The following is a 22987-nucleotide window of genomic DNA, read 5'->3' as shown; positions in this document are numbered from 1 at the left end:
CCGCTCTGTCTCCGCCCCTTCGGCGGTCGGAGGGCTTGGGCCCCGACGCGGACAGCGGACGGGAGCGGCGGCTCGTCGTACGTGCCGGGGCGTTCCGCCCGCACGGCTCGCGGGACGCGGGCCGTCCTGCCCTCCCCGGTGTGCGGTGACGGCTCCCGGCCCGGGGCAGCGGCGGCACCGCGCCCCGCGACCGGTACGCACGGCAGGCCGGGGTGCGGCCGGCCCTCCGTTCACTGTCGGACGGGCCGGTTATACCCCAGGGCGTCACCGTGCGTCATTCGTGCAGAGAAAAGCCTGAAAAGGGCGCATAGCGGCGTGCTGAAGGGGAGGGGCAGCGGGCGGCCACCGGTTCCGGTGCGTCCGATGGGCGCCGCCCGCACCGGAACCACAGCGCCCGGGAAGTCTGCTGCCACCAGGGGGTTCGTGAGAGCCGGCACTGGGTTTGAGGTGGTGGCGACGGAACGGGGGCGCGGTTCCGCATGGCCGCACGGAGCACGCGCACCCCCCGTGCCGCCCGGGCTCCGGCGGACGTTGTGTACGGCTGAAGTTCACATGGAATTCCCCTGGGCGCGAAGGCGGTGCGGCCCCTCTCCCCGGCTCGGTTCCGGGAGCTTCGCCGACACCGCGTAAACGTGAGTACCGCCACACCATGAGGGCGTGACCAGGCAGTATGCGGCGGCGCTGGGTGAGAGGGGGAGGGTGGATCCCTCCCCGGGCGGCGTCCGGGGTGCCGCCGCCCGCTGCCGAGCCGAACGCGAGGGGAGACGCTCATGGGCACGGAGACCACGGCGAGACCCACGGCCGGAAGGATGCGCGGGCATGTGGCGCACTTCGTCACGGACCTGACATCGGGGAGGGCCGGGCACCGGCTGCCCCTGGACTACTCGGTGAACAGTCTGCGCATCGTGGACGCGGTGATCGAGGGCATGCGCCGCCAGGGTGCGGAGCCCGCCGGACGTGTGGCGGAGGTCCTGTTCGGTCTGGGCGGATACCTGGGGGAGGTGATGGTCCGGCAGGCCGGGGCCGTCTGGGTGGACTTCGACGCCGGGCAGTGCGAGCGGTTCGGGCAGCCGGTGGGTGTGCGGATGCCCGACGGGCGCGTGTGGAATCCGCTGGGCAGAGTGGCCAACCGCTTCGCGTACGGCTCGCGGGAGTCGGTGCGGACGTTCTACCTGATGCTGCACGGCCGGCACCGTCCCGGCGAGGCCGGCTCCGAAGCCGCCTGACGGCTTCGGCCCGTCCACGGACACCGCGCGTGCGGTCGTGGACGGGCCGGAGGCCGGCGCGGACGGCCGGCGTGGGCGGCCGGACTAGCGGAACAGGCGCCCGGGTACGGCGGCGGCCAGCCGGCCGTAGCCGGCGGGGTTCAGATGGAGCCAGTCGCCGTCGTGGAGGCCGGGGTGGAGCCGCTCGGGGTCGGCGGGGTCGCGGACGGCGCGGTCGAAGTCGATGACGGAGTCGAAGCGGCCGCTGGTGCGGATCCAGTCGTTGACCGTCCGCCGGGCGCTCTCGCGGTGCCCGGCCGGGTCGTCGTACATCTCGTTGCCGCCGAAGGGCAGCAGCGTCGCGCCGTGGACCTCGATGCCGTGGGCGCGGGCGCGGGTGACGATCTGCTCGTAGGCGGCGATCAGATCGGCCGCGACCCGCTTCTGCGCGGCCTCGGCGGCCGCCGCGGTGCCGATGTCGTTGACGCCCTCGAAGACGATCAGCGATTCCACCCCGGTCTGCGCCAGCACATCGCGGTCCAGCCTGGCCAGGACGTTGGGGCCCAGCCCGTCGTTGAGGACGCGGTTGCCGCCGGCGGCCTGGTTGAGGACGGCGAGGCGGGCGGTGCCGCGGCGGGTCTGGAGCCGGTCGAACCACTGGTCCGTCCAGCGGTCGTTGCCGTTGGTGGTGGAGCCGCGGCCGTCGGTCAGGGAGTCGCCCAGGACGGCGACCGCCCGGGTGGACCTCGCCGACCAGGTCTCGACTCCGCTGAGGAAGTACCAGTGGTTCGTCGCCGTCGCGCCCGGCAGGTCCTCGGCCGCGAGGTGGTCGCCGCGCAGGAGGTGGGAGGTGGTCCGGGAGCCGGGGTGGGAGGTGATGTCGTTCGACGCCTGGCCGTCCGCCAGATAGAGGGTGACGGCGAGATTGGCCCCCGCGGCCACCTTCATGTCCACCGGGTCGGAGACCACCTGTGCTCCGACCGGGACGAGAGCCGAGGGCCGGCCGCTGAAGGTCAGCGGGCGGGAGGTATCCGGGAGTATCGCGTCGGTCCCGGCTCTCCCGCCCTCGGGGAAGGCCACGGAGGCGGCGGTGATGGGCAGGTCCGCGCCGCCGAAGGCGTTGGAGAAGCGCAGCCGCACCTTGTCGCCGCCGACCGTGACGCGGACGGTCTGCCGCAGCGTGGTGTCGTCCATGACCAGCCCCTCCTCGGTGAAGGGGGCGGGCGGCATGTTGTGGGGCTCGGTGAGCTGCGGCATCGACGTCCAGGTGTTCACCCAGTGCCGCGCGGCCCGCTTCGACGCCGCCGAAGCGGCGGAGGAGTGGGTGCCCGCGCGGTCCCCGGCACCGGGAGCCGCGCTGTCCAGGGCGCCGGTGGCCTGGGAGGCCACGAGCACGGTCGCCGCGAGGGCTCCCGCGGTGAGCAGGCTCGTCAGGGACGATCTCCGTCTCATGGGCACTGCGACCTCCAGGGTCCGTCGACGTCCGGTGGGCGTGAGCGACCCTAATGGGCTCGGACGGAAAGACAAGAGGAATTCGTGAACTCGCCTGATTAATTTGCTCGGTGGGGACCGGGGAAGTACCGGGGAGCGCCGGGCCGGGATCTGCGGGACGCCCGGAGCGCGGGAGGGGGAGAGGAGGCTTTGCGACCGTGTTGTCCGAGGCTTTGCCGAACGGCGGACCGCGCAGCTCAGCAGCTCAGCCGCCGTGTACGAGCGAGGCGAAGCGGAGGGCGACCGTGCGCCACACCTCGGCCGAGGCGGGCTCGTCGGCCTCCGCCCGGCGTACGGTCTCGGCGGGGTCGAAGCCCAGGCGCCGCAGTCGCTCCGGATCCCACCCCCGCACCTGTGCGGCCGTCACCTCGGGGTGGAACTGCGTGCCCCACGCCCGGTCGCCCACGGCGAACGCCTGGTACGGACACCGCTCGCTCCGCGCCAGCCACCGGGCGCCGGGCGGTAGTTCGGTGATGGCGTCGACATGGTTCTCGATCGCGGCGGTACGGCCGGGCAGCCCGTGGAAGAGGGGGTCGCCCGCGGCCTCGGGCCGCAGCGTCAGCGGTGTGCTGCCGACCTCCGGCTCGCCGTGCTCCGCCGCGACCTTGCCGCCCGCGACCTGGGCCAGCATCTGGCCGCCCAGGCAGATCCCGAACACCGGGACGCCGCCGTCCAGTGCCCCGGCGACCAGGGCGCGGGTGGGGGCGAGCCAGGGGGCGCGCGTGTCGTCGTCCGGCAGATAACCGCCGCCGAGCACGAGGACGCCCCGGTGGCGGTCCGTCCGGGCGGGCAGCGGCTCGCCGTCGTACGCGCGGACGACGTCCAGCGCCAGGCCTTTCTCGGCCAGCCAGGCGCCGAACCGGCCCGGCCCGCCGTTCGGGGTGTGCTGCACCGTCAGTACGCGCGGCTGCCCGCCCATGTGCCGCTCCTTCTCGCGCCGGCCTGGGGCCGGGTCCGTGGTCGGTCCGTGCCGTTCCTTGCCGGTCTATGCCGGTCGGCGTGTCTCAGCGCCCGCGCAGTTCGGCCAGCACCGCGTCGGTGAACGGCGGCCACGCCTCGATCGCCCAGGGACCGAACGCCCGGTCCGCCAGGGCCACACAGGCGGCGCCCGCGTCCGGGTCCACCCACAGGAACGTACCCGCCTGCCCGAAGTGGCCGAAAGTACGCGGTGAGGAGGAGGCACCCGTCCAGTGCGGGGACTTGCCGTCGCGGATCTCGAAGCCCAGCCCCCAGTCGTTGGGCTTCTGGTTGCCGTAGCCGGGCAGGACACCGGGAAGGCCCGGGAAGACCACGGACGTGGCCTCGGCGACGGTGCGCGGATCCAGCAGGCGCGGGGCCTGGAGCTCGGCGGCGAAGCGGACCAGATCGGCCAGGGTGGAGACGCCGTCCTTGGCCGGGGAGCCCGGCAGGTCGGTGGCGGTCATGCCCAGCGGGACGAGGACGGCCTGGCGCAGATACTCGGGGAAGAGGATGCCGGTGGCCTTGGCGATGTGGTCGCCGAGCACCTCGAAGCCGGTGTTGGAGTAGATCCGGCGGGTGCCCGCGGCGGCCATCGTGCGGTGCTCGTCGAAGGCCAGGCCGGAAGTGTGGGCGAGCAGATGCCGCACCGTCGAGCCCTCGGGACCGGCCGGCTCGTCCAGCTCGATCGCGCCCTCCTCGACGGCGATCAGCGCCGCGTACGCCGCCAGCGGCTTGGTGACCGAGGCGAGCGCGAAGCGGTGATCGGCGGGGCCGTGCGTTCCGGCCACCGTGCCGTCGGCGGTCACGACGGCCGCCGCCGCCGTCGCGGCCGGCCAGTTCTCGATCATGCGCAGGCTGTCCATGCTCCTGAGCCTAACGTGGGGCCCGGTGGGCCGGCGTGGCGGGATTTCGCCCCCGTTATTCGCTTGCCTGGAGCGCACTCGAACTCCGTAGCGTTCCCCCATGACCGTGACGCAGACGCAGACGCAGACGCAGACGCAGGTGCAGACGGGGACGGACACGGGCACGGGCACGGAGGCCGATGGGGAGACCGGGGAGCCGCGGGCGGATGTGTGCGCGACGACCGGCGTGTCCCATCCGCGGCCGGACGGACGGGACCGTTACACGATCAGCGAGGTCGCCGCGTTCACCGGCCTGAGCGCCCACACGCTGCGCTGGTACGAGCGGATCGGGCTGATGCCGCACATCGACCGCTCCCACACCGGACAGCGCCGCTTCACCAACCGCGACCTGGACTGGCTGGTCTTCGTCGGCAAGCTGCGCCTGACGGGAATGCCGGTGGCGGACATGGTGCGCTACGCGGAACTGGTGCGCGCGGGCGACCACACCTTCGAGGAGCGGCAGGAACTGCTGCGCGCGACCCGCGAGGACGTCATGCGCAGGATCGGCGAGCTGCGGAGCACACTGGCGGTCCTCGACTTCAAAATCGACTTCTACGCGGATGCCCGCCGGGCGTCGGAGAGGTTCTGAGGAGCCGGATGAGCTGGGATGGAAGTGAACGGATCGCCACGGCGCGGCTCGGCGCGGATGGGCCCGAGGTGGGCGTCCAGGGACTGGGCTGCATGGGCATGAGCTTCGCCTACGGGCCGACGGACGCCGGTGAGGCACGCGCCGCCCTCGAGCGTGCCCTGGAACTGGGCGTCACGCTCTACGACACCGCCGACATGTACGGCTTCGGCGAGAACGAGAGGTTCATCGCGCCCTTCGTGAGGGCACACCGGGACGAGGTGGTGGTGGCCACCAAGTTCGGCATCGTCATGGACCCGGCGGACCCGGCGAAGCGCGACATCCGCAACGACGCCGCCTACATCAGGCAGTGCGCCGAGGGCAGTCTGAAGCGGCTCGGCGTCGACGTCATCGACCTGTACTACATGCACCGCCGCGACACGCGCGTGCCGATCGAGGAGACCGTCGGTGCCATGGCCGAGCTGGTGGCCGAGGGCAAGGTCAGGCGGCTCGGGCTGAGCGAGGTGACCGGCGGCGAACTGCGCGCGGCGCACGCGGTGCACCCGATCGCGGCGATCCAGTCGGAATGGTCGGTCTTCAGCCGCGACGTGGAGCGCACGGCGGTGCCCGCCGCGAAGGAGCTGGGTGTCGCCTTCGTGCCGTACTCGCCGCTGGGGCGCGGTTTTCTGGCCGGGGCGTTCACCAACGCGGCCAAGGAGCTGAGCGACGACGACTTCCGGCGCACGATGCCGCGCTTCACCGGCGAGAACGCGGCGGCCAACGCGGTCCTGCGGGAGCCGCTGCACGCGATCGCGAGGACGCGCGGGATCACGCCCGGGCAGGTCGCCCTGGCGTGGGTGCAGCAGCGGGCCGCGGTGCACGGGCTGCCGGTCGTCCCGATCCCCGGTACACGCCGGCGTGCCCGGGTCGAGGAGAACACCGCCGCCACCCGCGTCGAGCTGACGGCGGACGAGCTGGCTGCGCTGGAGCCGATCGCCGGCCGTGTGGCCGGCGGGCGCTACGCCGACCCGGGGTTCACCTCGGCGGGGCGGGAGTAGGGGCGGGCCCGTCGTGCCTCACGGCCCGGTGCGGCCCACGGCCCGGTGCGCCTCGCGAGGCGGCACGGCTCACAGCTCGGCGAGGAGTTCGGCCTTCTTCGCGCTGAACTCCTCCTCGGTGAGCAGCCCGGCTCCGTGCAGCTCGCCCAGGTGCCGGATGCGGTCGGCGATGTCGGCGGGGGCGGGCCGGACCGTGGCGACCGGGTCCGACGCGCGGGAGACGGGAGCCGCCGCCTCCGGGACCGGGGCGGGCCCGGCCGCCCGTACCGCCTCCAGCACCGAGGCCGCCAGCGGCAGCGACTCGTGCACCAGGCCGTAGCCGAGGCCGAAGACGACGGCGGCCGGGTCCTGGTCGGGCTCCGGGAGCTCCCGATCCGCCGCCTCGCCGCGGCGGACCAACCGCAGATGGCCGCCCACGACCTCCGGCGAGCGCCATCGGACGTCCTGCAACTCGCCCACCGGGAACGACTGGTCGCCCGCCTTCCACTTCGCCGAGGAGGCCCCGGTCCAGAACCAGCGGAAGGACACCGTCCGGCCGTCGAAGGAGACCTTGCCGTCGTACGCCTTGAACTGCAGCGGGGCGGCGGGCGCGGCGACCAGGTGGCGGTCTGCCGGTTCCTGTGCCCGGGGGCCGAGCACGGAGGACAGCTCGCTGACCCAGGCGGCGGCCAGGGGCTCGTGCTCGGCGGGGAGCACCAGGCGGTACGGGTCGCTGGTCTCCCTGAGCTGCCCGGCGGCGGCCTCCATCAGCGGATCGGCGCCCGGGCGTGGCTCGGCGCGCAGCACGACCGTGCCCCGTCTGGTGCCGGGGGTCAGTTCGACAGACCTCAGCGCCTCGTGGGGGACGCGCCGCTCACCGAGCACGTGGAACAGCTTCGGAGTGCGGATGCCCCGTTCGAAGCGGATGAGCACGGAGTCGGTGTCGAACTCCCAGGAGGAGTTAATTCCGGCCAGCACGTCACCCATACGGGTCATCGTATGCGTCGACGCGTGGGTCTTCCTCCCCTGCCGCGCCGCATACGTCACACCTCGTCCACCCGGTGGCAGCCGCCCGTACCGACGGCCGTCATGCCGGCCGGACACCGGGAGCCCGGCCCGCGTCCGGGGCGCGGGCTCACCGGAGCGGGTGGACCGTGCCGGGGCGCGGGCGCCCGGCCACCTCCTGCCGTCTCGAAAGGTGCCGGTCACCCTACCCGTGAGCCGGGCTTCAGCCGCTCGGCGCGGAGCCGGGCTGTGGACAACCGGGCGGTTGTGGAGAACTCCGTTACCCGTCCCGGTGAAACGGCCGGTCCGCTCTTGGCAGGCCGGCCGGCCCGTGTCGAAGCTGATCACACAACGACCGACACGAAGGACCGGCACGGGGGAGAGACCCACATGCGTCACGTACACCGCACTCGCCGCACCCGCAGCACCTGCACCCACAGCATCCGCACCCACAGCATCCGCGCCCACGGCATCCGCGCCCACGGCATCCGCGCCCACCGCGGTCACAGGGCCCGACGGGCCGCACTGACCGCGCTCCTGACCGCGGCCGCCGCGGTGCTCACGGCCCTGACACCGCAGACGGCCGTGTCGGCGGCAGTGCCGGCACCGCGGCTGGGGGAGTGCGCGGCCGGGGAGCTGTGCCTGTGGGAGCGTGTGGACTTCAAGGGGCCGCGCCGCACCCACGAACTGGCGGACACCGACATCGAGAGCTGTGTGCCACTGCCACGGGGCGCCTCCGTGGCCTCGCTCGCCAACCGCACCGGGCGGCCCGTCACGGCCTACCAGAGCGCGGAGTGCGCCGAGACCGGCGAGTTCGACACCTACCCGTCGGGCAGTTGGGCGCCGCGGACGGACTACCGGGTGCGGGCCGTCAAGATCTGGGAGAACTGACGTGGTCCGCCGCGCCCGTCACCGTCCCGTCCCCGGGGCCACCGGAGCCCGCGGACCCGCCCCGCAGCTCCGCGACCTCCGCCCGCAGAGCGCGTACCTCGGCCGTCAGATCCTCGATCGCCGCTGTCTGCCGCCGCTCCGAGGCCTCCTCCTCGTCGAACCGGGCGATGAACCACGCCGCGATATTGGCGGTGACCACACCGAGCAGCGCGATCCCGGAGAGCATCAGCCCGATGGCCAGCAGCCGGCCCAGGCCGGTGGTCGGCGCCAGATCGCCGTAGCCCACCGTGGTCATGGTGGTGAAGGACCACCACACCGCGTCGCCGAGTGTCGTGATGTTGCCGTTCGGGGAGTCCCGCTCCACCTCCAGGACGGTCAGCGAGCCGAACACCAGCAGCCCCAGGCACGAGCCGGCCACATAGGTGGTCACCCTCACCCGGGATGCCATCCGGGCACGCTGCCCGACCAGCAGCAGCGCGGAGACCAGACGCAGCAGTCGCAGCGGCTGGAGCAGGGGAAGCAGTACGGCCAGCAGCGCGAGCGGCTGGCTGCGCACGAAGTCCCACCGCCGCGGGGCCAGCCTGAGCCGTACCGCGTAGTCCAGCGCGAACGCCGCCCAGACCCCCCACTCCACAGCCCTGCACGCGTCCCGCACCCACGGAGCGAGATCCGTGCGCATGATCGGTACGGCATAGGCGACGGCGAAGAGGACGGACAGCAGCAGCAGCGGCCCCTGCGTCCGGTGTTCCCAGCGTTCCTTGGCCCGTATGTCCGCCATGCCCGGCATCGTACGGGGCCCCCGGGGTATCCGAAGCCACAGCCCGGTCCGACGACCCTGGGAGGGAAGATGACGGGCACGCGGTATTTCGAAGGCAAACGGCGTGGCGGCGGAGATCTCACCGGGGACGAGCGCTCGACGTTCGGCGTCATCGGTGCGGTCTGCGCGGTCGTCGGGCTCTTCGTGATGGGGTTCGTACTCGGTCCCATCGCGATGGTCTGCGGCTGGCTCGCCATGGGGCGCCGCTGGAACACCCGTTCCAAGGCGGCGGTGGTGGCCGTGGTCCTGGGCGCGCTGGACATCGTCTTCGGCCTGATATGGCTCTTCACCGCCTCCGGCTCGTGGGGGCTGTGGCTGTGACGGGCGCGGCGGCGCGCAGCATGTGACGCGCCTCGGCCCCGGCTCGGAAGCCGGGGCCGAGGCACATCAGCGGCACATCAGCGAAACCCGCCGGTCGCGGCCGGGGATCAGGCGTCCCCGCCCGCCGGGCCGGGGTCGGCGGCGGCCACATCGAGCAGCCGGTACCGGTCGATGGCCTGCTTGAGCACCGAGCGGTCCACCTTCCCCTCCCCGGCCAGTTCGGTGAGCACGCCCAGGACGATCGACTCGGCGTCGATGTGGAAGAAGCGCCGGGCCGCGCCGCGGGTGTCGGCGAAGCCGAAACCGTCCGCGCCCAGCGACTGGTAGCGGTTCGGCACCCAGCGGGCGATCTGGTCGGGCACCGAGCGCATCCAGTCCGAGACGGCCAGCACCGGACCCTCGGTCCCCTGGAGCTTGCGGGTCACATACGGCACACCCTGTTCCTCCTCCGGGTGCAGCAGGTTGTGCCGCTCCACCGAGACCGCCTCACGGCGCAGCTCGTTCCACGAGGTCGCCGACCAGACGTCCGCCCGGACGTTCCAGTCCTCGGCGAGGATGCGCTGGGCCTCCACGGCCCAGGGCACCGCCACGCCGGAGGCGAGGATCTGCGCTGGGACCGACCCGGCCTCGCCCCGCCGGTACCGGTACAGCCCCTTGACGATGCCCTCGGCGTCCACGCCCTCGGGCTCGGCGGGCTGCCTGATCGGCTCGTTGTAGACGGTCAGGTAGTAGAAGACGTCCTCGGCGTTCTCGCCGTACATCCGGCGCAGACCGTCCCGCACGATGTGGGCGATCTCGAAGCCGAAGGCCGGGTCGTAGGCGACGCAGGCCGGGTTGGTCGAGGCCAGGAGCTGGGAGTGGCCGTCGGCGTGCTGCAGACCCTCGCCGGTCAGCGTGGTGCGGCCGGCGGTGGCGCCGAGCACGAAGCCGCGCGCGAGCTGGTCGGCCATCTGCCAGAACTGGTCACCGGTGCGCTGGAACCCGAACATCGAGTAGAAGACGTAGACCGGGATCAGCGGCTCGCCGTGGGTGGCGTAGGCCGAGCCGGCCGCGATCAGCGAGGCCGTGCACCCGGCCTCGGAGATGCCGTCGTGCAGCATCTGGCCGTTGGGGGACTCCTTGTACGCCAGCAGCAGCTCGCGGTCCACCGACTCGTAGGTCTGGCCCAGCGGGTTGTAGATCTTGGCCGACGGGAAGAACGAGTCCATTCCGAAGGTGCGGTACTCGTCGGGGGCGATCAGCACGAACCGCTTGCCGATCTCCTTGTCCCGCATCAGGTCCTTCAGCAGCCGCACGAACGCCATCGTGCTGGCGACCTGCTGCTGGCCGGAGCCCTTCTTCACCGTGGCGTAGGTCTTGTCGCCCGGAAGCACCAGCGGCTTGGAGCGGTCCACGCGCCTGGGCGTGAAGCCGTCCAGCTCGCGCCGCCGGTCGTGCATGTACTGGATCTCCTCCGACTCCCGCCCCGGGTGGTAGTAGGGGGGCAGGCCGGACTCCAGCTCCTTGTCGGCGATCGGCAGGTGCAGCCGGTCGCGGAAGCGCTTGAGGTCCTCGACCGTCAGCTTCTTCATCTGGTGGGTGGCGTTGCGGCCCTCGAAGTTCGGGCCGAGCGTCCAGCCCTTGACCGTCTGCGCCAGGATCACCGTCGGCTGGCCCTTGTGCTCCCGGGCCGCCTTGTAGGCCGCGTACACCTTGCGGTGGTCGTGACCGCCGCGTCCCAGATGCAGGATCTGCTCGTCGGTCATGTTCTCGACCATCTTCCGCAGCCGGTGGTCGCCGCCGAAGAAGTGCTCGCGGATGTACGCGCCGGTCTCGGTGGCGTACGTCTGGAACTGGCCGTCGGGGGTGGTGTTCAGCTTGTTGACCAGCACGCCGTCGCGGTCCTGCGCCAGCAGCGGGTCCCAGGAGCGGTCCCAGATGACCTTGATCACGTTCCAGCCGGCGCCGCGGAAGGCCGACTCCAGTTCCTGGATGATCTTGCCGTTGCCGCGCACCGGGCCGTCGAGCCGCTGGAGGTTGCAGTTGACCACGAAGGTCAGGTTGTCCAGGCCCTCGCGGGCGGCGAGGGAGAGCTGCCCCAGGGACTCGGGCTCGTCCATCTCGCCGTCGCCGAGGAAGGCCCATACATGGCAGTTGGAGGTGTCGGCGATCCCGCGCGCCTGCATGTAGCGGTTCATCCGGGCCTGGTAGATCGCCCCGATCGGGCCGAGCCCCATGGAGACGGTCGGGAACTCCCAGAAATCCGGCATCGACCGCGGGTGCGGGTAGCTGGACAGACCGTCGGGCGCCTTCGACTTCTCCTGGCGGAATCCGTCGAGCTGCGCCTCGGTGAGCCGGTCCAGCATGAAGGCGCGGGCGTAGATGCCGGGGGAGGCGTGGCCCTGGAAGAAGATCTGGTCGCCGCCGTCACCGCCGTCCTTGCCGCGGAAGAAGTGGTTGAAGCCCACGTCGTACAGCGAGGCCGAGGAGGCGAAGGTGGCGATGTGGCCGCCCACCCCGATGCCCGGCCGCTGAGCGCGCGAGACCATCACGGCCGCGTTCCAGCGGGTCGCGTTGAGGATCTTGCGTTCGATCTCCTCGTTGCCGGGGAAGAACGGCTCGTCCTTGGTCGCGATGGTGTTGACGTAGTCCGTGCTGCGCATCTCCGGCACGGCCACACGCTTCTCGCGGGCACGCTCGATGAGGCGGAGCATCAGGTAGCGGGCACGTTCCCGGCCCCGCTCGTCGACGGCGGCGTCGAGCGAGTCGAGCCATTCCCGGGTCTCCTCGGGATCGAAGTCCGGGACCTGGCTGGGAAGGCCACCAATGATGATCGGGTTGCGATCGGATCCGGAAGCCACGCTATTCCTTCGCTGTTCGGTCTTGCTCTGCTGGGATGTCGCGCCGTCTCCCATCGTGTACCGCTGGGGCGGATACGTCATCTCTACCGAGGGGTAACCCCACTCCGTGAGACGCCCGGGTGCCCGGGCCGGTGCGGCCGGGGCGTGAGTCGGCCGAACGGCAACCCTACGCCCAAGGCCGCCGCGGTCCGCGCACGGCCGTTCGATCCCATCTTATTCCCCACTCATTGGGGCAAAATAGGCGTACGGGTGTGCCGTGTGCCACAGCGGTTCAGGTGGTGTGCGGCGACACGTCAACGTTTGGGCGGGATCGGCGGCCGGGTACTTGCGCGATCGGTCCAGCCCGTGTGGACTACGCCCACATGCCCCGCGCGCCCGCGCGGGCACCACCTACTTTCGAAAGATGACAGGAGGCAATCCGTGAGCGCGACCGCGGACCACGCGGAGGAGCGGACCAACCCCGCCGCGAGGCTGGGTTTCCAGCCCGGGCAGGTGGTCCAGGAGCTCGGTTACGACGACGACGCCGAGCAGGCCCTCCGTGAGGGAATCGAGGCCATCACGGGCCAGGAACTCGTCGACGAGGACTACGACGACATGGCCGACGCCGTGGTGCTGTGGTTCCGCGAGGATGACGGCGACCTGACGGACGCGCTGGTGGACGCCATCACGTTGGTCGAGGACGGTGCCCCGGTCTGGCTGATGACGCCGAAGACCGGACGGCCCGGGTACGTCGAGCCGAGCGAGATCGGCGAGGCGGCCCAGACCGCCGGCCTGGCCCAGACCAGCACCGTCAACGCTGGCAAGGACTGGACCGGCAATCGCCTGGTCACCCCGAAGACCGCCCGCACCGGCAAGCGGTGACTCAGCACTGACCCCCGGCCTCCCGAAGGCCGGGTCGAGCCCCCGGTACGGCGCCCGCCGTACCGGGGGCTCGGCGCTTTTCGAGGAGGCCGGGCGAGCCCTGCGTAGGGTGGAGGCGTCACCTACACCGAAGGGAACGCGTCCATGGCGATCGAGGTGGGCACCAAGGCCCCGGAGTTCGAGCTGAGAAACCAGCACGGCGAGACCGTGCGGCTCGCGGACTTCAAGGGCGAGAAGAACGTCGTCCTGCTCTTCTACCCCTTCGCCTTCACCGGGGTGTGCACCGGCGAGCTGTGCGCCCTGCGTGACGAGCTGCCCCGCTTCGTCAACGACGACGTCCAGCTCCTGGCCGTCTCGTGCGACTCGCCCTTCACGCTGCGCGTCTTCGCGGAGCAGGAAGGGCTCGACTACCCGCTGCTGTCGGACTTCTGGCCGCACGGCGACACCGCGCGCGAGTACGGCGTCCTCGACGAGGAGAAGGGGTGTGCGGTGCGGGGGACCTTCATCATCGACAAGGAGGGCGTGGTGCGCTGGGCGGTCGTCAACGCGCTGCCCGACGCACGTGATCTGAACGAGTACGCGAAGGCCCTCGAGAGCCTGTAGGGCCGCGTACCCGCAGGGCCGTGTGAAGGCAGGGAACCGATCACTAGGATCGGCTCGTTATCGAACGGCATCCACGCAACGGGGGCACATCGTGCTCCTTATGACCAAACGGGAGGACTCGTGGGAGTCAGCCTCAGCAAGGGCGGCAACGTCTCGCTGACCAAGGAAGCCCCCAACCTGACCGCCGTGATCGTCGGTCTCGGCTGGGACGCCCGCACCACCACGGGCACGGACTTCGACCTGGACGCCAGCGCGCTGCTGACGAACGCCGAGGGAAAGGTCGTCTCCGACCAGCACTTCGTCTTCTTCAACAACCTCACCAGCCCCGACGGCTCCGTGGAGCACACCGGTGACAACCTCACAGGTGAGGGCGAGGGCGACGACGAGGTCATCAAGGTGAACCTCGCCGGGGTGCCCGCGGAGGTCACCAAGATCGTTTTCCCGGTGTCGATCTACGAGGCCGAGACCCGCCAGCAGAGCTTCGGCCAGGTCCGCAACGCCTACATCCGGGTGGTGAACCAGGCCGACAACAAGGAGCTGGCGCGCTACGACCTGAGTGAGGACGCCTCCACCGAGACCGCCATGGTCTTCGGCGAGCTGTACCGCCACGGCGCCGAGTGGAAGTTCCGGGCCATCGGCCAGGGCTACGCCTCCGGCCTGCGCGGCATCGCGCAGGACTTCGGGGTGAACGTCTGAGACCTGTCGGTCACCTCCTGCCGCCGGTCGGTTCCACCCGATCCCGGCAGTCTCCGGCGCCGCAGACTTCCATGTCCGGGAGGTATGCGGCGCCGGATGTTCTGGGAACACTGGGCGCATCGCATCGGGAGAGGATCAGCAACATGGGCGTCACGCTCGCCAAGGGGGGCAATGTCTCCCTCTCCAAGGCCGCACCGAACCTGACCCAGGTCCAGATCGGGCTGGGCTGGAAGGCCCGCTCCACCACGGGCGCGGACTTCGACCTGGACGCCAGCGCGCTGCTGTGCGCGGGCGGCCGGGTGCTCGGTGACGAGTACTTCGTCTTCTACAACAACCTCACCAGCCCCGAGGGATCGGTCGAGCACACGGGCGACGAACTGGTCGGCGGCACGGGCGGTGGCGACGACGAGACGATCCTGGTGGACCTCACCCAGGTTCCCCAGCAGGCCGACAAGGTGGTCTTCGCGGTGTCGATCCACGACGCCGAGGCCCGGCGGCAGAGCTTCGGCCAGGTCACCGACGCCTACATCCGCGTGGTGAACCAGGCCGACGGCAACGAGCTGGCGCGCTACGACCTGACCGAGGACGCCTCCTCCGAGACCGCGATGATCTTCGGGGAGCTCTACCGCTACGGGGGCGAGTGGAAGTTCCGGGCCGTCGGCCAGGGGTACGCGTCAGGGCTGCGGGGCATCGCCCTAGACTTCGGAGTAAACGTTTCGTAAAGCGGGCCGCGCGGCGGCCCCGCACCGCCCACGGCGTGGGGGGACTCCCACCAGAGAGAAGATTGGGTAATCAGTGGTTCTAAGGACATTCGGCTGGTCCTTCGGCGTCACCGCCGCCGGACTCGTCGCCGCCTTCTTGTTCGGGGGGTGGGAGGCGTTCGCCCTGGTGGGGATCCTCTCCATCCTGGAGATCTCGCTGTCCTTCGACAACGCCGTCGTCAACGCCGGCGTGTTGAAGAAGATGAACGAGTTCTGGCAGAAGATCTTCCTCACCATCGGCATCCTCATCGCCGTGTTCGGCATGCGCCTGGTGTTCCCCATCGTGATCGTCTCCGTCTCGGCCCAGCTGGGGCCGATCGAGGCGGTCGACCTGGCGCTCAACGACCAGGAGCGCTACGAACAGCTGGTCACCGACGCCCACCCGTCGATCGCGGCCTTCGGCGGCATGTTCCTGCTGATGATCTTCCTCAACTTCCTCTTCGACGAGGAGCGCGACATCCACTGGCTCAAGGTGGTCGAGCGCCCGCTGGCCCGCTTCGGCCAGGTCGAGGGCCTCGCGGTGGTCGTCGCACTGATCGCCCTGCTGATCTCGGGCTCCGTCCTGGGCACCCAGGCCGTGCTCTACGAGGGACACGCGGACGAGTCCGCGACGGTCTACCTCGCGGGCATCGCGGGTCTGCTCACCTATCTGATCGTCAACGGTCTCTCCAGCCACTTCGAGAACAAGATCGAAGAGGACGAGGAACAGCAGCACGAGGCCGAGGAGGCCGCCCGGCGCGCCGGCAAGCAGGCTCCGGTCGTCCTGCTCGCGGGCAAGGCCGCGTTCTTCATGTTCCTCTACCTGGAGGTCCTGGACGCGTCCTTCTCCTTCGACGGCGTCATCGGCGCCTTCGCCATCACCAACGACCCCGTGGTCATCGCGCTGGGTCTGGGCATCGGCGCGATGTACGTCCGGTCCATCACCGTCTACCTGGTCCGCCAGGGCACGCTGGACGAGTACCGCTACCTGGAGCACGGCGCCCACTACGCCATCGGCGCCCTGGGCATCCTGCTGCTGGTCACCATCAGGTGGCACGTCAACGAGGTCATCACCGGCCTCATCGGCGTCGCGCTGATCGGCACCGCCTTCTGGACCTCGGTGCGGCACAACCGCAAGGAGGCCGTGCAGGGCGGGGACGAGGGGGGAGGCGAGGGAGGCAGCCCGGCGCAGAAGCCGGAAGTCCCCTCGGGCGTGTGACGGCGCCCCGATTGCGGAACGCTCTGTGCGGGGGCGGCCACGAGACGTCTCGTGGCCGCCCCCGCGGCATGACACCGCAGGCACGCGGACGGCAGGGGCACGGCACAGTCACGGCACGTTCATGGGACGGTCCGCTCGGGAGTTGGGGGTAGGAAGTCATGGTCTCCCTGTGGGAGAACTGGCGCAGCGGCATGCGCAGAGGTCCGAAGTTCGACACGGTCGGCGGCGCGTCGACGTACGCGGTGGAGCTGACCAAGCGGCACTCGGCGATCTCACTCACCCGGCAGGGCGCCGACAGCGGCCACCTGCAGGTCAATCTCTCCTGGCGGATGCGCTCGTCCGACTTCGACGGGCGGCCGCGGCGCGGCGGCCTGCTGCGCAACCCGCTCCAGGCGTTCAAACCCGAGCCGGTGCAGGGGCACACCCGGGGCGTGGTGACGGTCGACCTCGACCTGGCCTGCATGTACGAGCTGAAGGACGGCTCCAAGGGCGTCGTCCAGCCGCTCGGCGGGCTGCTGGGGGAGATCAACGCGCCGCCGTACGTCAAACTCAGCGGAGACGACAGGTTCGGCGGCTCCTCGGGCGAGACCATCTACGTCAACCTCGACCACAAGGACGAGATCAAGCGGCTGCTGGTCTTCGTCTACATCTACGACGGGACTCCGGCGTTCGACCGCACCCAGGCGGTGGTCTCGCTGATCCCCAGCAACGGGCCGCGCATCGAGATCGGCCTCGACGAACGAGCCCCCGAGGCCCGCTCCTGCGCGGTGGTGCTGATCGAGAACGACGCCAAGGGGCAACTGGTGGTCCGCCGGGAGGTGCGCTATGTCTACGGCTTCCAGTCGGAACTCGACCGGCTCTACGGCTGGGGTCTGCAGTGGGGGCGCGGCTACAAGAACAAGGCGGACCGGGCGTGACCCGTGGCCGGCCGGTGTGGCTCCCCGCGCGGGGAGCCACACCGGGCGCTCCGGCTAACGTCCCACGAACTGCGGGCCTTGGGGCGGCAGGGTGAAGGCCGGGTCGGGTGTGCCGGGCCGGTGGGCCGGGGGCCGGGCCGGCGGCGGGGGCACATGCGGATAGCCGTACGCGGGCTGCGCCGGGGGGACCCCCGTGGCGGGCTGCGGGTATCCGTAGGCGGGTCCCGGCGGCGGCCCGGCCGGCACCGGCGCCGTCGGGTGCGACGCGGCGGCGGGCTCGGGCTCGGGCCGGGGCCCCGGCTCGGGCCCCGGTTCAGGTCCCGGCCCGGGGTGCGGCGGCTCCGGCTCGGGCAGCGGTTCCGGCCCGGGGGTGGGACCGGGGACGGGGCGCGGCGACGGAGGGTTCGGCCCGGGCGGCGGCTCGGGGTGCGGCTGCGGCTCGGGGCGGGGTTCGGGCATCGGCTCCGGCTGCGGGAAGCCCGGCTCCGGAGGCGGCTGCGGGATCGTCTGACCGGGCTCCCCGGGCGCGGCCGACTCGGCCTCCTCCACCGAGATGCCGAAGTCCGTCGCCAGCCCGACCAGCCCGGTGGCGTATCCCTGCCCCAGCGCGCGGAACTTCCAGCCGTCCCCGCGCCGGTACAGCTCACCGCAGATCAGCGCCGTCTCCGAGCCCGTCTCGGGACGGATCTCGAAACGGGCGATCGTCTCACCGCCGTCGGCGTCCACGACCAGCAGTACCAGGTCGCGCACATCGGCGAAGGTGCCGCCGTCCGCCGACGCGGACAGCATCACCCGCTCCACGGACGTCTCCAGGCGGCCGAGGTCCACCTCGACCGAGTCCGTCAGCCCCTCCGGCTCGCGCCTCTTGGGCAGGTACCGCACCAGCCCGGAGGGGTGTCGCGGCTGGTTGTAGAAGACGAAGTCCTCGTCGGAGCGCACACGCCCGTCCGCGCCCAGCAGTAGCGCGGAGGCGTCGACGTCGCGGACGCCCGTGCCCGGTGTCCAGCGCAGTACGGCGCGCACGGCCGTCGCGTGGAGCTGGATGTTCGACCCCTTCAGCATCGCGTGCGTCATAGCGCCATCCTGCCTGTCGCGGCCCGCCGGTACAACGCGGGTGCCTCGGCACCCCGGGTTTATGCGTAAGTAATGCTATGTTCATGCGTTCGAGTAACTTTTGAGCCACGTGCGTGCTTACGATGATCGGCCGGTTCTCGCTCATGGAAGACATGGGGCCGGTGACGGAACGGGGGTCCTATGCGGCACTTCGGACACCTTTCGCCGCAGGTGCGGCGGGAACTGTTCCACAAGGAACCGGCCGAGTTCTCGGCACGATCCCCGGCCCGTCTTCTGTCGGTGGCCCTCGGTGCCACCCTCTACAGCCCCGCCACCCGCCCCCGGCTCGCCGACGACGTGCTCAAGCAGGCCCGACGGGGCGTGGTCTCCATGGTGCTCTGCCTGGAGGACTCCATCGACGACACCGAAGTGCCCGGCGCCGAGGAGAACCTGATCCGGCAGTTCGCCGAGCTGGCCGCCTCCGCCTCCGCCGAGCCTCCGCTGCTGTTCGTCCGTGTCCGCGAGCCCGCGCAGATCACCTCCCTGGTCCGGCGCCTGGGTTCCAGCACCCGTCTGCTGTCCGGTTTCGTGCTGCCCAAGTTCACCGAGGAGCGCGGACTGCCCTTCCTGGAGGCGCTCGCCGCCGCCGAGGCCGACTGCGGGCGGCGGCTGTTCGCCATGCCCGTCCTGGAGTCCCCCGACCTCCTGCACCTGGAGACGCGGGTGGAGACGCTCACCGGGATAGCCCGCACCGTCGACAAGTACCGCGACCGGGTCCTGGCGCTCCGCCTGGGCGTCACCGACTTCTGCTCCGCCTACGGACTGCGCCGCAGCCCCGACATGACCGCCTACGACGTGCAGATCGTCGCCTCGGTGATAGCCGACGTGGTCAACGTGCTCGGCCGGGCCGACGGCACCGGCTTCACCGTCACCGGACCCGTGTGGGAGTACTTCCGGCTCCAGGAGCGGATGTTCAAACCGCAGCTGCGCCAGAGCCCGTTCACCGGCCGCGCCGAGGAGCTGCGCGCCGCGCTGATCGAGCACGACATGGACGGGCTGCTGCGCGAGATCGGTCTGGACCGGGCCAACGGTCTGCAGGGAAAGACGTGCATCCACCCCTCCCACGTCGCGCCCGTCCACGCCCTGTCGGTGGTCAGCCACGAGGAGTTCAGCGACGCCACGGACATACTGCGCCCCGAGCGCTGCGGCGGCGGAGTGCTGCGTTCCGCCTACACCAACAAGATGAACGAGGTGAAGCCGCACCGCGCCTGGGCCGAGCGAACCCTGCTGCGGGCCGAGGCCTTCGGCGTCGCGCACGAGGGCGTGGGGTTCGTCGAGCTGCTGGCGGCTGGGAGCATATGAGTCATACGAACGAGGACGACCACGGCCGCGACCACGGCCGCGACCACGGCGAGGGGTACGGCAGGGTGACGCAGGCGGCGGACGCGGACGGGCGCACAGACGGACGGGAGTCCGGGGCACCGGGGGAGACCAGTGGGCCCGGCCCCGGCCAGAGGTCCGGTCAGGGGCCCGGCGAATGGTCCGGCGAATGGGTCGCACAGCGGCTGGAGGTACGGCTGGAGGCCCCGCCCGGCGAGGAGGCCGGACGCCTGCGCGACCTGCTCGGCCTGGCCCTGCGACGCAACCCCCGCCGGGCGCACCTGCTGGTCTCCCAGGTGCTCGGCAAGCACGTCCCCCAGCTCCCCGGGACCGTTCACGGCACCGGACTGCGCCTGGGCGAACGCGTCCGCGAGCTGCTGGGCGCGGACGCCGGCCGCGCGGTCGTCCTCGGCTACGCCGAGACCGCCACCGGCCTCGGCCACAGCGTCGCCGACGGCCTGGGCACCGCCCCCTACCTCCACTCCACCCGCCGCGCCGTCCCCGGCGTGGAGCCGGTGGGCGGCTTCGAGGAGGAGCACTCCCACGCCACCTCCCATCTGCTGCTGCCGCAGGACCCAAAGCTGCTGGCCGGAGACGGGCCGCTGGTCCTGGTGGACGACGAGTTCTCCACCGGCACCACCGTCCTCAACACCATCACCGCACTGCACCGCACCTTCCCGCGCGAGCGGTACGTGATCGTGGCCCTGACCGACCTGCGCGGACCGCGGGACCGGGCCCGGCTGGAGAAGTTCGCCGCCGAGCTCGGCGCCCGCATCGACGTGGTGGCCCTGGCCACCGGCACCGTACGCCTGCCCGACGGCGTACTGGAGCGCGGTGCCGCCCTGGTCGAGGCCCACGACAGCCCGCCGCCGCGGCCCGCGCCCGGATTCGATCCGGAGCAGGTGCGCCGCGTCGACCTGGGCTGGCCGACGGGCCTGCCCGACGGCGGGCGGCACGGCTTCACCCCCGCCCACCGGGCCCGGCTGGAGGCCGCGCTGCCCGCGATGGCCCAGCGGATCGCCGCCCACCTCCCCGAGGGGGCGCGCAGGGTGCTCGTCCTGGGGTGCGAGGAACTGATGTATGCGCCGCTGCGGCTGGCCGACGCCCTCACCGGCGCCACCGGCACCGAGGTCCGCTACTCCACCACCACCCGCTCGCCCGTCCTGGCGGTCGACGAGCCCGGCTACGCCATCCGCACCCGCCTGGTCTTCCCCGCCCACGACGACCCCGCCGACGGCACCCCCGGCCGGCCGGGCGACCGGTACGCCTACAACATCGCGGGCCGGGGCTTCGACGCCGTCGTCGCCGTCGTGGACTCCGCCGCCGACACCCCCGCCCTCCACGCCCCCGACGGCCTGCTGGCCCACCTCGCCGCCCACACCGGCCGGGTACTGCTCGCGGTCGTCCCCTCCCACCGGCCGCTGCCCGCACCGCTGCGCGGCCCGCACTTCTCCTCCTACGCCCCCGAGGACGTCGGCTGGCTGCTCCAGGACCTCTCCGACGTCACCCTGGAAGCGCCCACCGAGGAGCGCGAGGAGGCCATCCAGTCCGGCGGAGCGCACTACGCCGAGTCGCTGCCGGTGGAGTACCAGCCCAGCCGGGAGTACCAGCGGCTGTTCCACCAGGCGCTGGAGACCTCCGCCGACCGGATCGCCCGCGCCGTCGGCGCGGTCACCGACACCCTGCTCACCGAGCGGGGCGGCCGGGACGGAACGGCAGGCCGGGACGGCGGCCGGGGCGGTCGGGACGGCCGCGAGAAGGGCATCGTGCTGGCCTCCCTCGCGCGCGCCGGCACCCCCGTCGGGGTGCTGATGCGCCGCTGGGCCAGGCAGGTGCACGGCCTGGACATACCCCACTACGCCGTCTCCATCGTCCGCGGCCGCGGCATCGACACCACCGCCCTGCGCTGGCTCGCCGCCCACCACGACCCGGCCGACGTGGTCTTCGTCGACGGATGGACGGGCAAAGGCGCCATCACCCGCGAACTCGCCGACGCCCTGCGCCCCTTCCCCGGCTTCGCCCCCGAACTCGCCGTCCTGGCCGATCCCGGCGGCTGCGTACGCACCTACGGCACCCGCGAGGACTTCCTCATCCCCTCCGCCTGCCTCAACTCCACCGTCTCCGGCCTCGTCTCGCGCACCGTGCTGCGCGCCGACCTCGTCGGACCCGACGACTTCCACGGGGCCAAGTACTACCGCGAACTGGCCGGAGGGGACGTCTCCAACCTCTTCCTGGACACCGTCGCGAGCCGCTTCGAAGCCGTCCGCGCCGACGTGGCCGCGGACGTGGCGGAACTGCTCGCCGCCGACCGCGCCCCCACCTGGGCCGGCTGGAGGGCGGTGGAGCGCATCAGCGAGGAGTACGGCATCGGGGACGTCAACCTCGTCAAGCCCGGTGTCGGCGAGACCACCCGGGTGCTGCTGCGCCGCGTCCCCTGGCGCATCCTGGCCCGGCGCGGCGCGGGCGCCGACCTGGAGCACATCCGGCTGCTCGCCGAACAGCGCGGCGTACCCGTCGAGGAGACCGACGACCTGCCCTACTCCTGCGTCGGCCTCATCCACCCCCGCTACACGCGCGGCGCCACCGGCGCCGACGGAAAGGCCGCCCGATGAGCCGCCCGGCGGCCGACGCCGCGACCGGCCCCGCGCCCGCGGTCCCGGGGCGCGGCACGGCCCTGGTCGCCAGCGACCTGGACCGCACCCTCATCTACTCCGCCGCCGCCCTCGGCCTGACCGTGCCCGACGCCGAGGCCCCGCGCCTGCTGTGCGTGGAGGTCTACCGGTCCAGGCCCCTGTCGTACCTCACCGAGACCGCCGCCGCCCTGCTGGCCGAACTCGCGGACCGGTCCGTCTTCGTCCCCACCACCACCCGCACCCGCGAGCAGTACGGGCGCATCCACCTGCCGGGCCCGCCCCCGCGCTACGCGATCTGCGCCAACGGCGGCCATCTGATGGTGGACGGCGAGTCCGACCCCGCCTGGCACGCCCGGGTACGGCGCGCCCTGGACGCCGACTGCGCGCCGCTGGCGCAGGTGCGCGCCCGCATGGTGGGGACCGCCGATCCCGGCTGGCTGCTCAAGGAGCGCGTCGCCGAGGAGCTGTTCGCCTACCTCGTCGTGGACCGCGAGAAGCTGCCCGGCACCTGGGTGAAGGAACTGGCCGACTGGGCCGGGCCGCGCGGCTGGACGGTCTCCCTCCAAGGCCGCAAGCTCTATGCCGTGCCGCGCCCGCTCACCAAGAGCGCCGCCGTCGCCGAGGTCGCCCGGCGCACCGGCGCCGAACACGTCCTGGCCGCCGGCGACTCCCTCCTCGACGCCGACCTGCTGCTGGCCGCCGACACCGGCTGGCGGCCCGGCCACGGGGAGCTGGCCGACCTGGGCTGGACCGCCCCGCACATCACCGCCCTGCCAGAGCGCGGGGTCGCGGCAGGGGAGCGCGTACTGCGGGAATTCCTCGCGCACACCGGGCGGGACTGAGCGGGGACG

The 22987-nt window shown here is 71.9% G+C and carries 21 protein-coding genes; 14 read left to right on the top strand and 7 right to left on the bottom strand.

The window, feature by feature from the left end:
- Positions 1 to 770 precede the first annotated feature (770 nt).
- Positions 771 to 1226: a hypothetical protein gene (locus tag BM237_RS08760; protein WP_425443667.1), complete on the top strand. Its 456-nt coding sequence runs from the start codon at positions 771 to 773 to the stop codon at positions 1224 to 1226.
- Positions 1227 to 1310: 84 nt separating this feature from the next.
- Here the strand turns inward: BM237_RS08760 and BM237_RS08755 are convergent, their stop codons facing one another.
- The 3 genes from BM237_RS08755 to BM237_RS08745 all read right to left on the bottom strand — a co-directional run bounded on the left by BM237_RS08755 (position 1311) and on the right by BM237_RS08745 (position 4519).
- Positions 1311 to 2657: an SGNH/GDSL hydrolase family protein gene (locus tag BM237_RS08755; RefSeq protein WP_093848980.1), complete on the bottom strand. Its 1347-nt coding sequence runs from the start codon at positions 2655 to 2657 to the stop codon at positions 1311 to 1313.
- A 244-nt stretch (positions 2658 to 2901) separates the two neighbouring features.
- Entirely contained in the window at positions 2902 to 3615 is a 714-nt protein-coding gene (locus BM237_RS08750) for a type 1 glutamine amidotransferase (RefSeq protein WP_093848979.1), read from the bottom strand.
- An 85-nt stretch (positions 3616 to 3700) separates the two neighbouring features.
- Positions 3701 to 4519: a serine hydrolase domain-containing protein gene (locus BM237_RS08745; protein ID WP_093848978.1), complete on the bottom strand. Its 819-nt coding sequence runs from the start codon at positions 4517 to 4519 to the stop codon at positions 3701 to 3703.
- A gap of 100 nt (positions 4520 to 4619) precedes the next feature.
- On the opposite strand from BM237_RS08745, the gene BM237_RS08740 reads away from it, so the two are divergent.
- Positions 4620 to 5147 carry a MerR family transcriptional regulator gene (locus tag BM237_RS08740; RefSeq protein ID WP_093848977.1) on the top strand — a complete coding sequence of 176 codons (528 nt, stop codon included), beginning with the start codon at positions 4620 to 4622 and terminating at the stop codon, positions 5145 to 5147.
- 8 nt (positions 5148 to 5155) lie between these two features.
- Positions 5156 to 6181 (top strand): aldo/keto reductase, encoded by a 1026-nt coding sequence (locus tag BM237_RS08735; protein ID WP_093848976.1) that lies wholly within the window; start codon positions 5156 to 5158, stop codon positions 6179 to 6181.
- A gap of 69 nt (positions 6182 to 6250) precedes the next feature.
- Here the strand turns inward: BM237_RS08735 and BM237_RS08730 are convergent, their stop codons facing one another.
- Positions 6251 to 7147, bottom strand: coding sequence for a DUF4429 domain-containing protein (locus tag BM237_RS08730; protein WP_093848975.1), 897 nt, complete (start codon positions 7145 to 7147; stop codon positions 6251 to 6253).
- Positions 7148 to 7606: 459 nt separating this feature from the next.
- Here BM237_RS08730 and BM237_RS08725 point away from each other — a divergent pair, with 459 nt between their 5' ends.
- Positions 7607 to 8056 carry a peptidase inhibitor family I36 protein gene (locus BM237_RS08725; protein ID WP_425443673.1) on the top strand — a complete coding sequence of 150 codons (450 nt, stop codon included), beginning with the start codon at positions 7607 to 7609 and terminating at the stop codon, positions 8054 to 8056.
- Here the strand turns inward: BM237_RS08725 and BM237_RS08720 are convergent.
- On the bottom strand, positions 8037 to 8843 hold the full coding sequence (locus BM237_RS08720) for a potassium channel family protein (protein WP_093848973.1): 807 nt from the start codon (positions 8841 to 8843) through the stop codon (positions 8037 to 8039). The two genes, BM237_RS08725 and BM237_RS08720, sit on opposite strands and share 20 nt — an antisense overlap.
- Positions 8844 to 8903: 60 nt before the next feature.
- Between BM237_RS08720 and BM237_RS08715 the strand changes: the two genes are divergently transcribed.
- Positions 8904 to 9194 (top strand): hypothetical protein, encoded by a 291-nt coding sequence (locus BM237_RS08715; RefSeq protein WP_093848972.1) that lies wholly within the window; start codon positions 8904 to 8906, stop codon positions 9192 to 9194.
- Positions 9195 to 9301: 107 nt separating this feature from the next.
- Here BM237_RS08715 and aceE read toward each other — a convergent pair whose 3' ends face one another.
- Positions 9302 to 12034 (bottom strand): pyruvate dehydrogenase (acetyl-transferring), homodimeric type, encoded by a 2733-nt coding sequence (gene aceE / locus BM237_RS08710; RefSeq protein ID WP_093848971.1) that lies wholly within the window; start codon positions 12032 to 12034, stop codon positions 9302 to 9304.
- 420 nt (positions 12035 to 12454) lie between these two features.
- On the opposite strand from aceE, the gene BM237_RS08705 reads away from it, so the two are divergent.
- The 6 genes from BM237_RS08705 (at position 12455) to BM237_RS08680 (ending at position 17070) form a co-directional block, all read left to right on the top strand.
- Entirely contained in the window at positions 12455 to 12895 is a 441-nt protein-coding gene (locus BM237_RS08705) for a DUF3052 domain-containing protein (RefSeq protein ID WP_093654740.1), read from the top strand.
- A 144-nt stretch (positions 12896 to 13039) separates the two neighbouring features.
- Entirely contained in the window at positions 13040 to 13498 is a 459-nt protein-coding gene (locus BM237_RS08700; RefSeq protein ID WP_093848970.1) for a peroxiredoxin, read from the top strand.
- A 120-nt stretch (positions 13499 to 13618) separates the two neighbouring features.
- On the top strand, positions 13619 to 14194 hold the full coding sequence (locus tag BM237_RS08695) for a TerD family protein (RefSeq protein WP_093848969.1): 576 nt from the start codon (positions 13619 to 13621) through the stop codon (positions 14192 to 14194).
- 143 nt (positions 14195 to 14337) lie between these two features.
- Positions 14338 to 14916 carry a TerD family protein gene (locus BM237_RS08690; protein WP_093848968.1) on the top strand — a complete coding sequence of 193 codons (579 nt, stop codon included), beginning with the start codon at positions 14338 to 14340 and terminating at the stop codon, positions 14914 to 14916.
- A gap of 73 nt (positions 14917 to 14989) precedes the next feature.
- Positions 14990 to 16153, top strand: a complete 1164-nt coding sequence (locus tag BM237_RS08685; RefSeq protein ID WP_093848967.1) for a DUF475 domain-containing protein — start codon at positions 14990 to 14992, stop codon at positions 16151 to 16153.
- A gap of 191 nt (positions 16154 to 16344) precedes the next feature.
- Positions 16345 to 17070, top strand: coding sequence for a TerD family protein (locus tag BM237_RS08680; protein ID WP_425443672.1), 726 nt, complete (start codon positions 16345 to 16347; stop codon positions 17068 to 17070).
- Between the two features lie 54 nt (positions 17071 to 17124).
- Here BM237_RS08680 and BM237_RS08675 read toward each other — a convergent pair whose 3' ends face one another.
- Positions 17125 to 18144, bottom strand: a complete 1020-nt coding sequence (locus BM237_RS08675; RefSeq protein WP_093848965.1) for a TerD family protein — start codon at positions 18142 to 18144, stop codon at positions 17125 to 17127.
- 180 nt (positions 18145 to 18324) lie between these two features.
- Here BM237_RS08675 and BM237_RS08670 point away from each other — a divergent pair, with 180 nt between their 5' ends.
- The 3 genes from BM237_RS08670 to BM237_RS08660 are packed head-to-tail and all read left to right on the top strand — an operon-like array spanning position 18325 to position 22978.
- Positions 18325 to 19485: an HpcH/HpaI aldolase/citrate lyase family protein gene (locus BM237_RS08670; RefSeq protein WP_093848964.1), complete on the top strand. Its 1161-nt coding sequence runs from the start codon at positions 18325 to 18327 to the stop codon at positions 19483 to 19485.
- On the top strand, positions 19482 to 22115 hold the full coding sequence (locus BM237_RS08665; RefSeq protein WP_093848963.1) for a phosphoribosyltransferase: 2634 nt from the start codon (positions 19482 to 19484) through the stop codon (positions 22113 to 22115). The genes BM237_RS08670 and BM237_RS08665 overlap by 4 nt, the downstream gene beginning before the upstream one ends.
- A complete protein-coding gene (locus tag BM237_RS08660; protein ID WP_245793500.1) occupies positions 22112 to 22978 on the top strand; it encodes an HAD family hydrolase in 867 nt (288 codons plus the stop codon). The genes BM237_RS08665 and BM237_RS08660 overlap by 4 nt, the downstream gene beginning before the upstream one ends.
- The last annotated feature ends 9 nt before the right edge of the window (positions 22979 to 22987 follow it).

Origin of the sequence: Streptomyces mangrovi (genome assembly GCF_900114215.1) — a bacterium.
Lineage (GTDB): Bacteria > Actinomycetota > Actinomycetes > Streptomycetales > Streptomycetaceae > Streptomyces > Streptomyces barkulensis.
The sequence above is the reverse complement of the archived record's forward strand: the minus strand, read 5'-3'. Positions and strand labels throughout refer to the sequence as shown.

Bases quoted from the DNA above. Each gene is read 5' to 3' on its own strand.
- BM237_RS08760 (WP_425443667.1), top strand. From the start codon at position 771: ATGGGCACGGAGACCACGGCGAGACCCACGGCCGGAAGGATGCGCGGG.
- BM237_RS08680 (WP_425443672.1), top strand. From the start codon at position 16,345: ATGCGCAGAGGTCCGAAGTTCGACACGGTCGGCGGCGCGTCGACGTAC.
- BM237_RS08700 (WP_093848970.1), top strand. From the start codon at position 13,040: ATGGCGATCGAGGTGGGCACCAAGGCCCCGGAGTTCGAGCTGAGAAAC.
- BM237_RS08745 (WP_093848978.1), bottom strand. From the start codon at position 4,519: ATGGACAGCCTGCGCATGATCGAGAACTGGCCGGCCGCGACGGCGGCG.
- BM237_RS08750 (WP_093848979.1), bottom strand. From the start codon at position 3,615: ATGGGCGGGCAGCCGCGCGTACTGACGGTGCAGCACACCCCGAACGGC.
- BM237_RS08720 (WP_093848973.1), bottom strand. From the start codon at position 8,843: ATGCCGGGCATGGCGGACATACGGGCCAAGGAACGCTGGGAACACCGG.
- BM237_RS08715 (WP_093848972.1), top strand. From the start codon at position 8,904: ATGACGGGCACGCGGTATTTCGAAGGCAAACGGCGTGGCGGCGGAGAT.
- BM237_RS08730 (WP_093848975.1), bottom strand. From the start codon at position 7,147: ATGGGTGACGTGCTGGCCGGAATTAACTCCTCCTGGGAGTTCGACACC.
- BM237_RS08740 (WP_093848977.1), top strand. From the start codon at position 4,620: ATGACCGTGACGCAGACGCAGACGCAGACGCAGACGCAGGTGCAGACG.
- BM237_RS08755 (WP_093848980.1), bottom strand. From the start codon at position 2,657: ATGAGACGGAGATCGTCCCTGACGAGCCTGCTCACCGCGGGAGCCCTC.
- BM237_RS08665 (WP_093848963.1), top strand. From the start codon at position 19,482: ATGAGTCATACGAACGAGGACGACCACGGCCGCGACCACGGCCGCGAC.
- BM237_RS08675 (WP_093848965.1), bottom strand. From the start codon at position 18,144: ATGACGCACGCGATGCTGAAGGGGTCGAACATCCAGCTCCACGCGACG.
- BM237_RS08670 (WP_093848964.1), top strand. From the start codon at position 18,325: ATGCGGCACTTCGGACACCTTTCGCCGCAGGTGCGGCGGGAACTGTTC.
- BM237_RS08735 (WP_093848976.1), top strand. From the start codon at position 5,156: ATGAGCTGGGATGGAAGTGAACGGATCGCCACGGCGCGGCTCGGCGCG.
- BM237_RS08690 (WP_093848968.1), top strand. From the start codon at position 14,338: ATGGGCGTCACGCTCGCCAAGGGGGGCAATGTCTCCCTCTCCAAGGCC.
- BM237_RS08660 (WP_245793500.1), top strand. From the start codon at position 22,112: ATGAGCCGCCCGGCGGCCGACGCCGCGACCGGCCCCGCGCCCGCGGTC.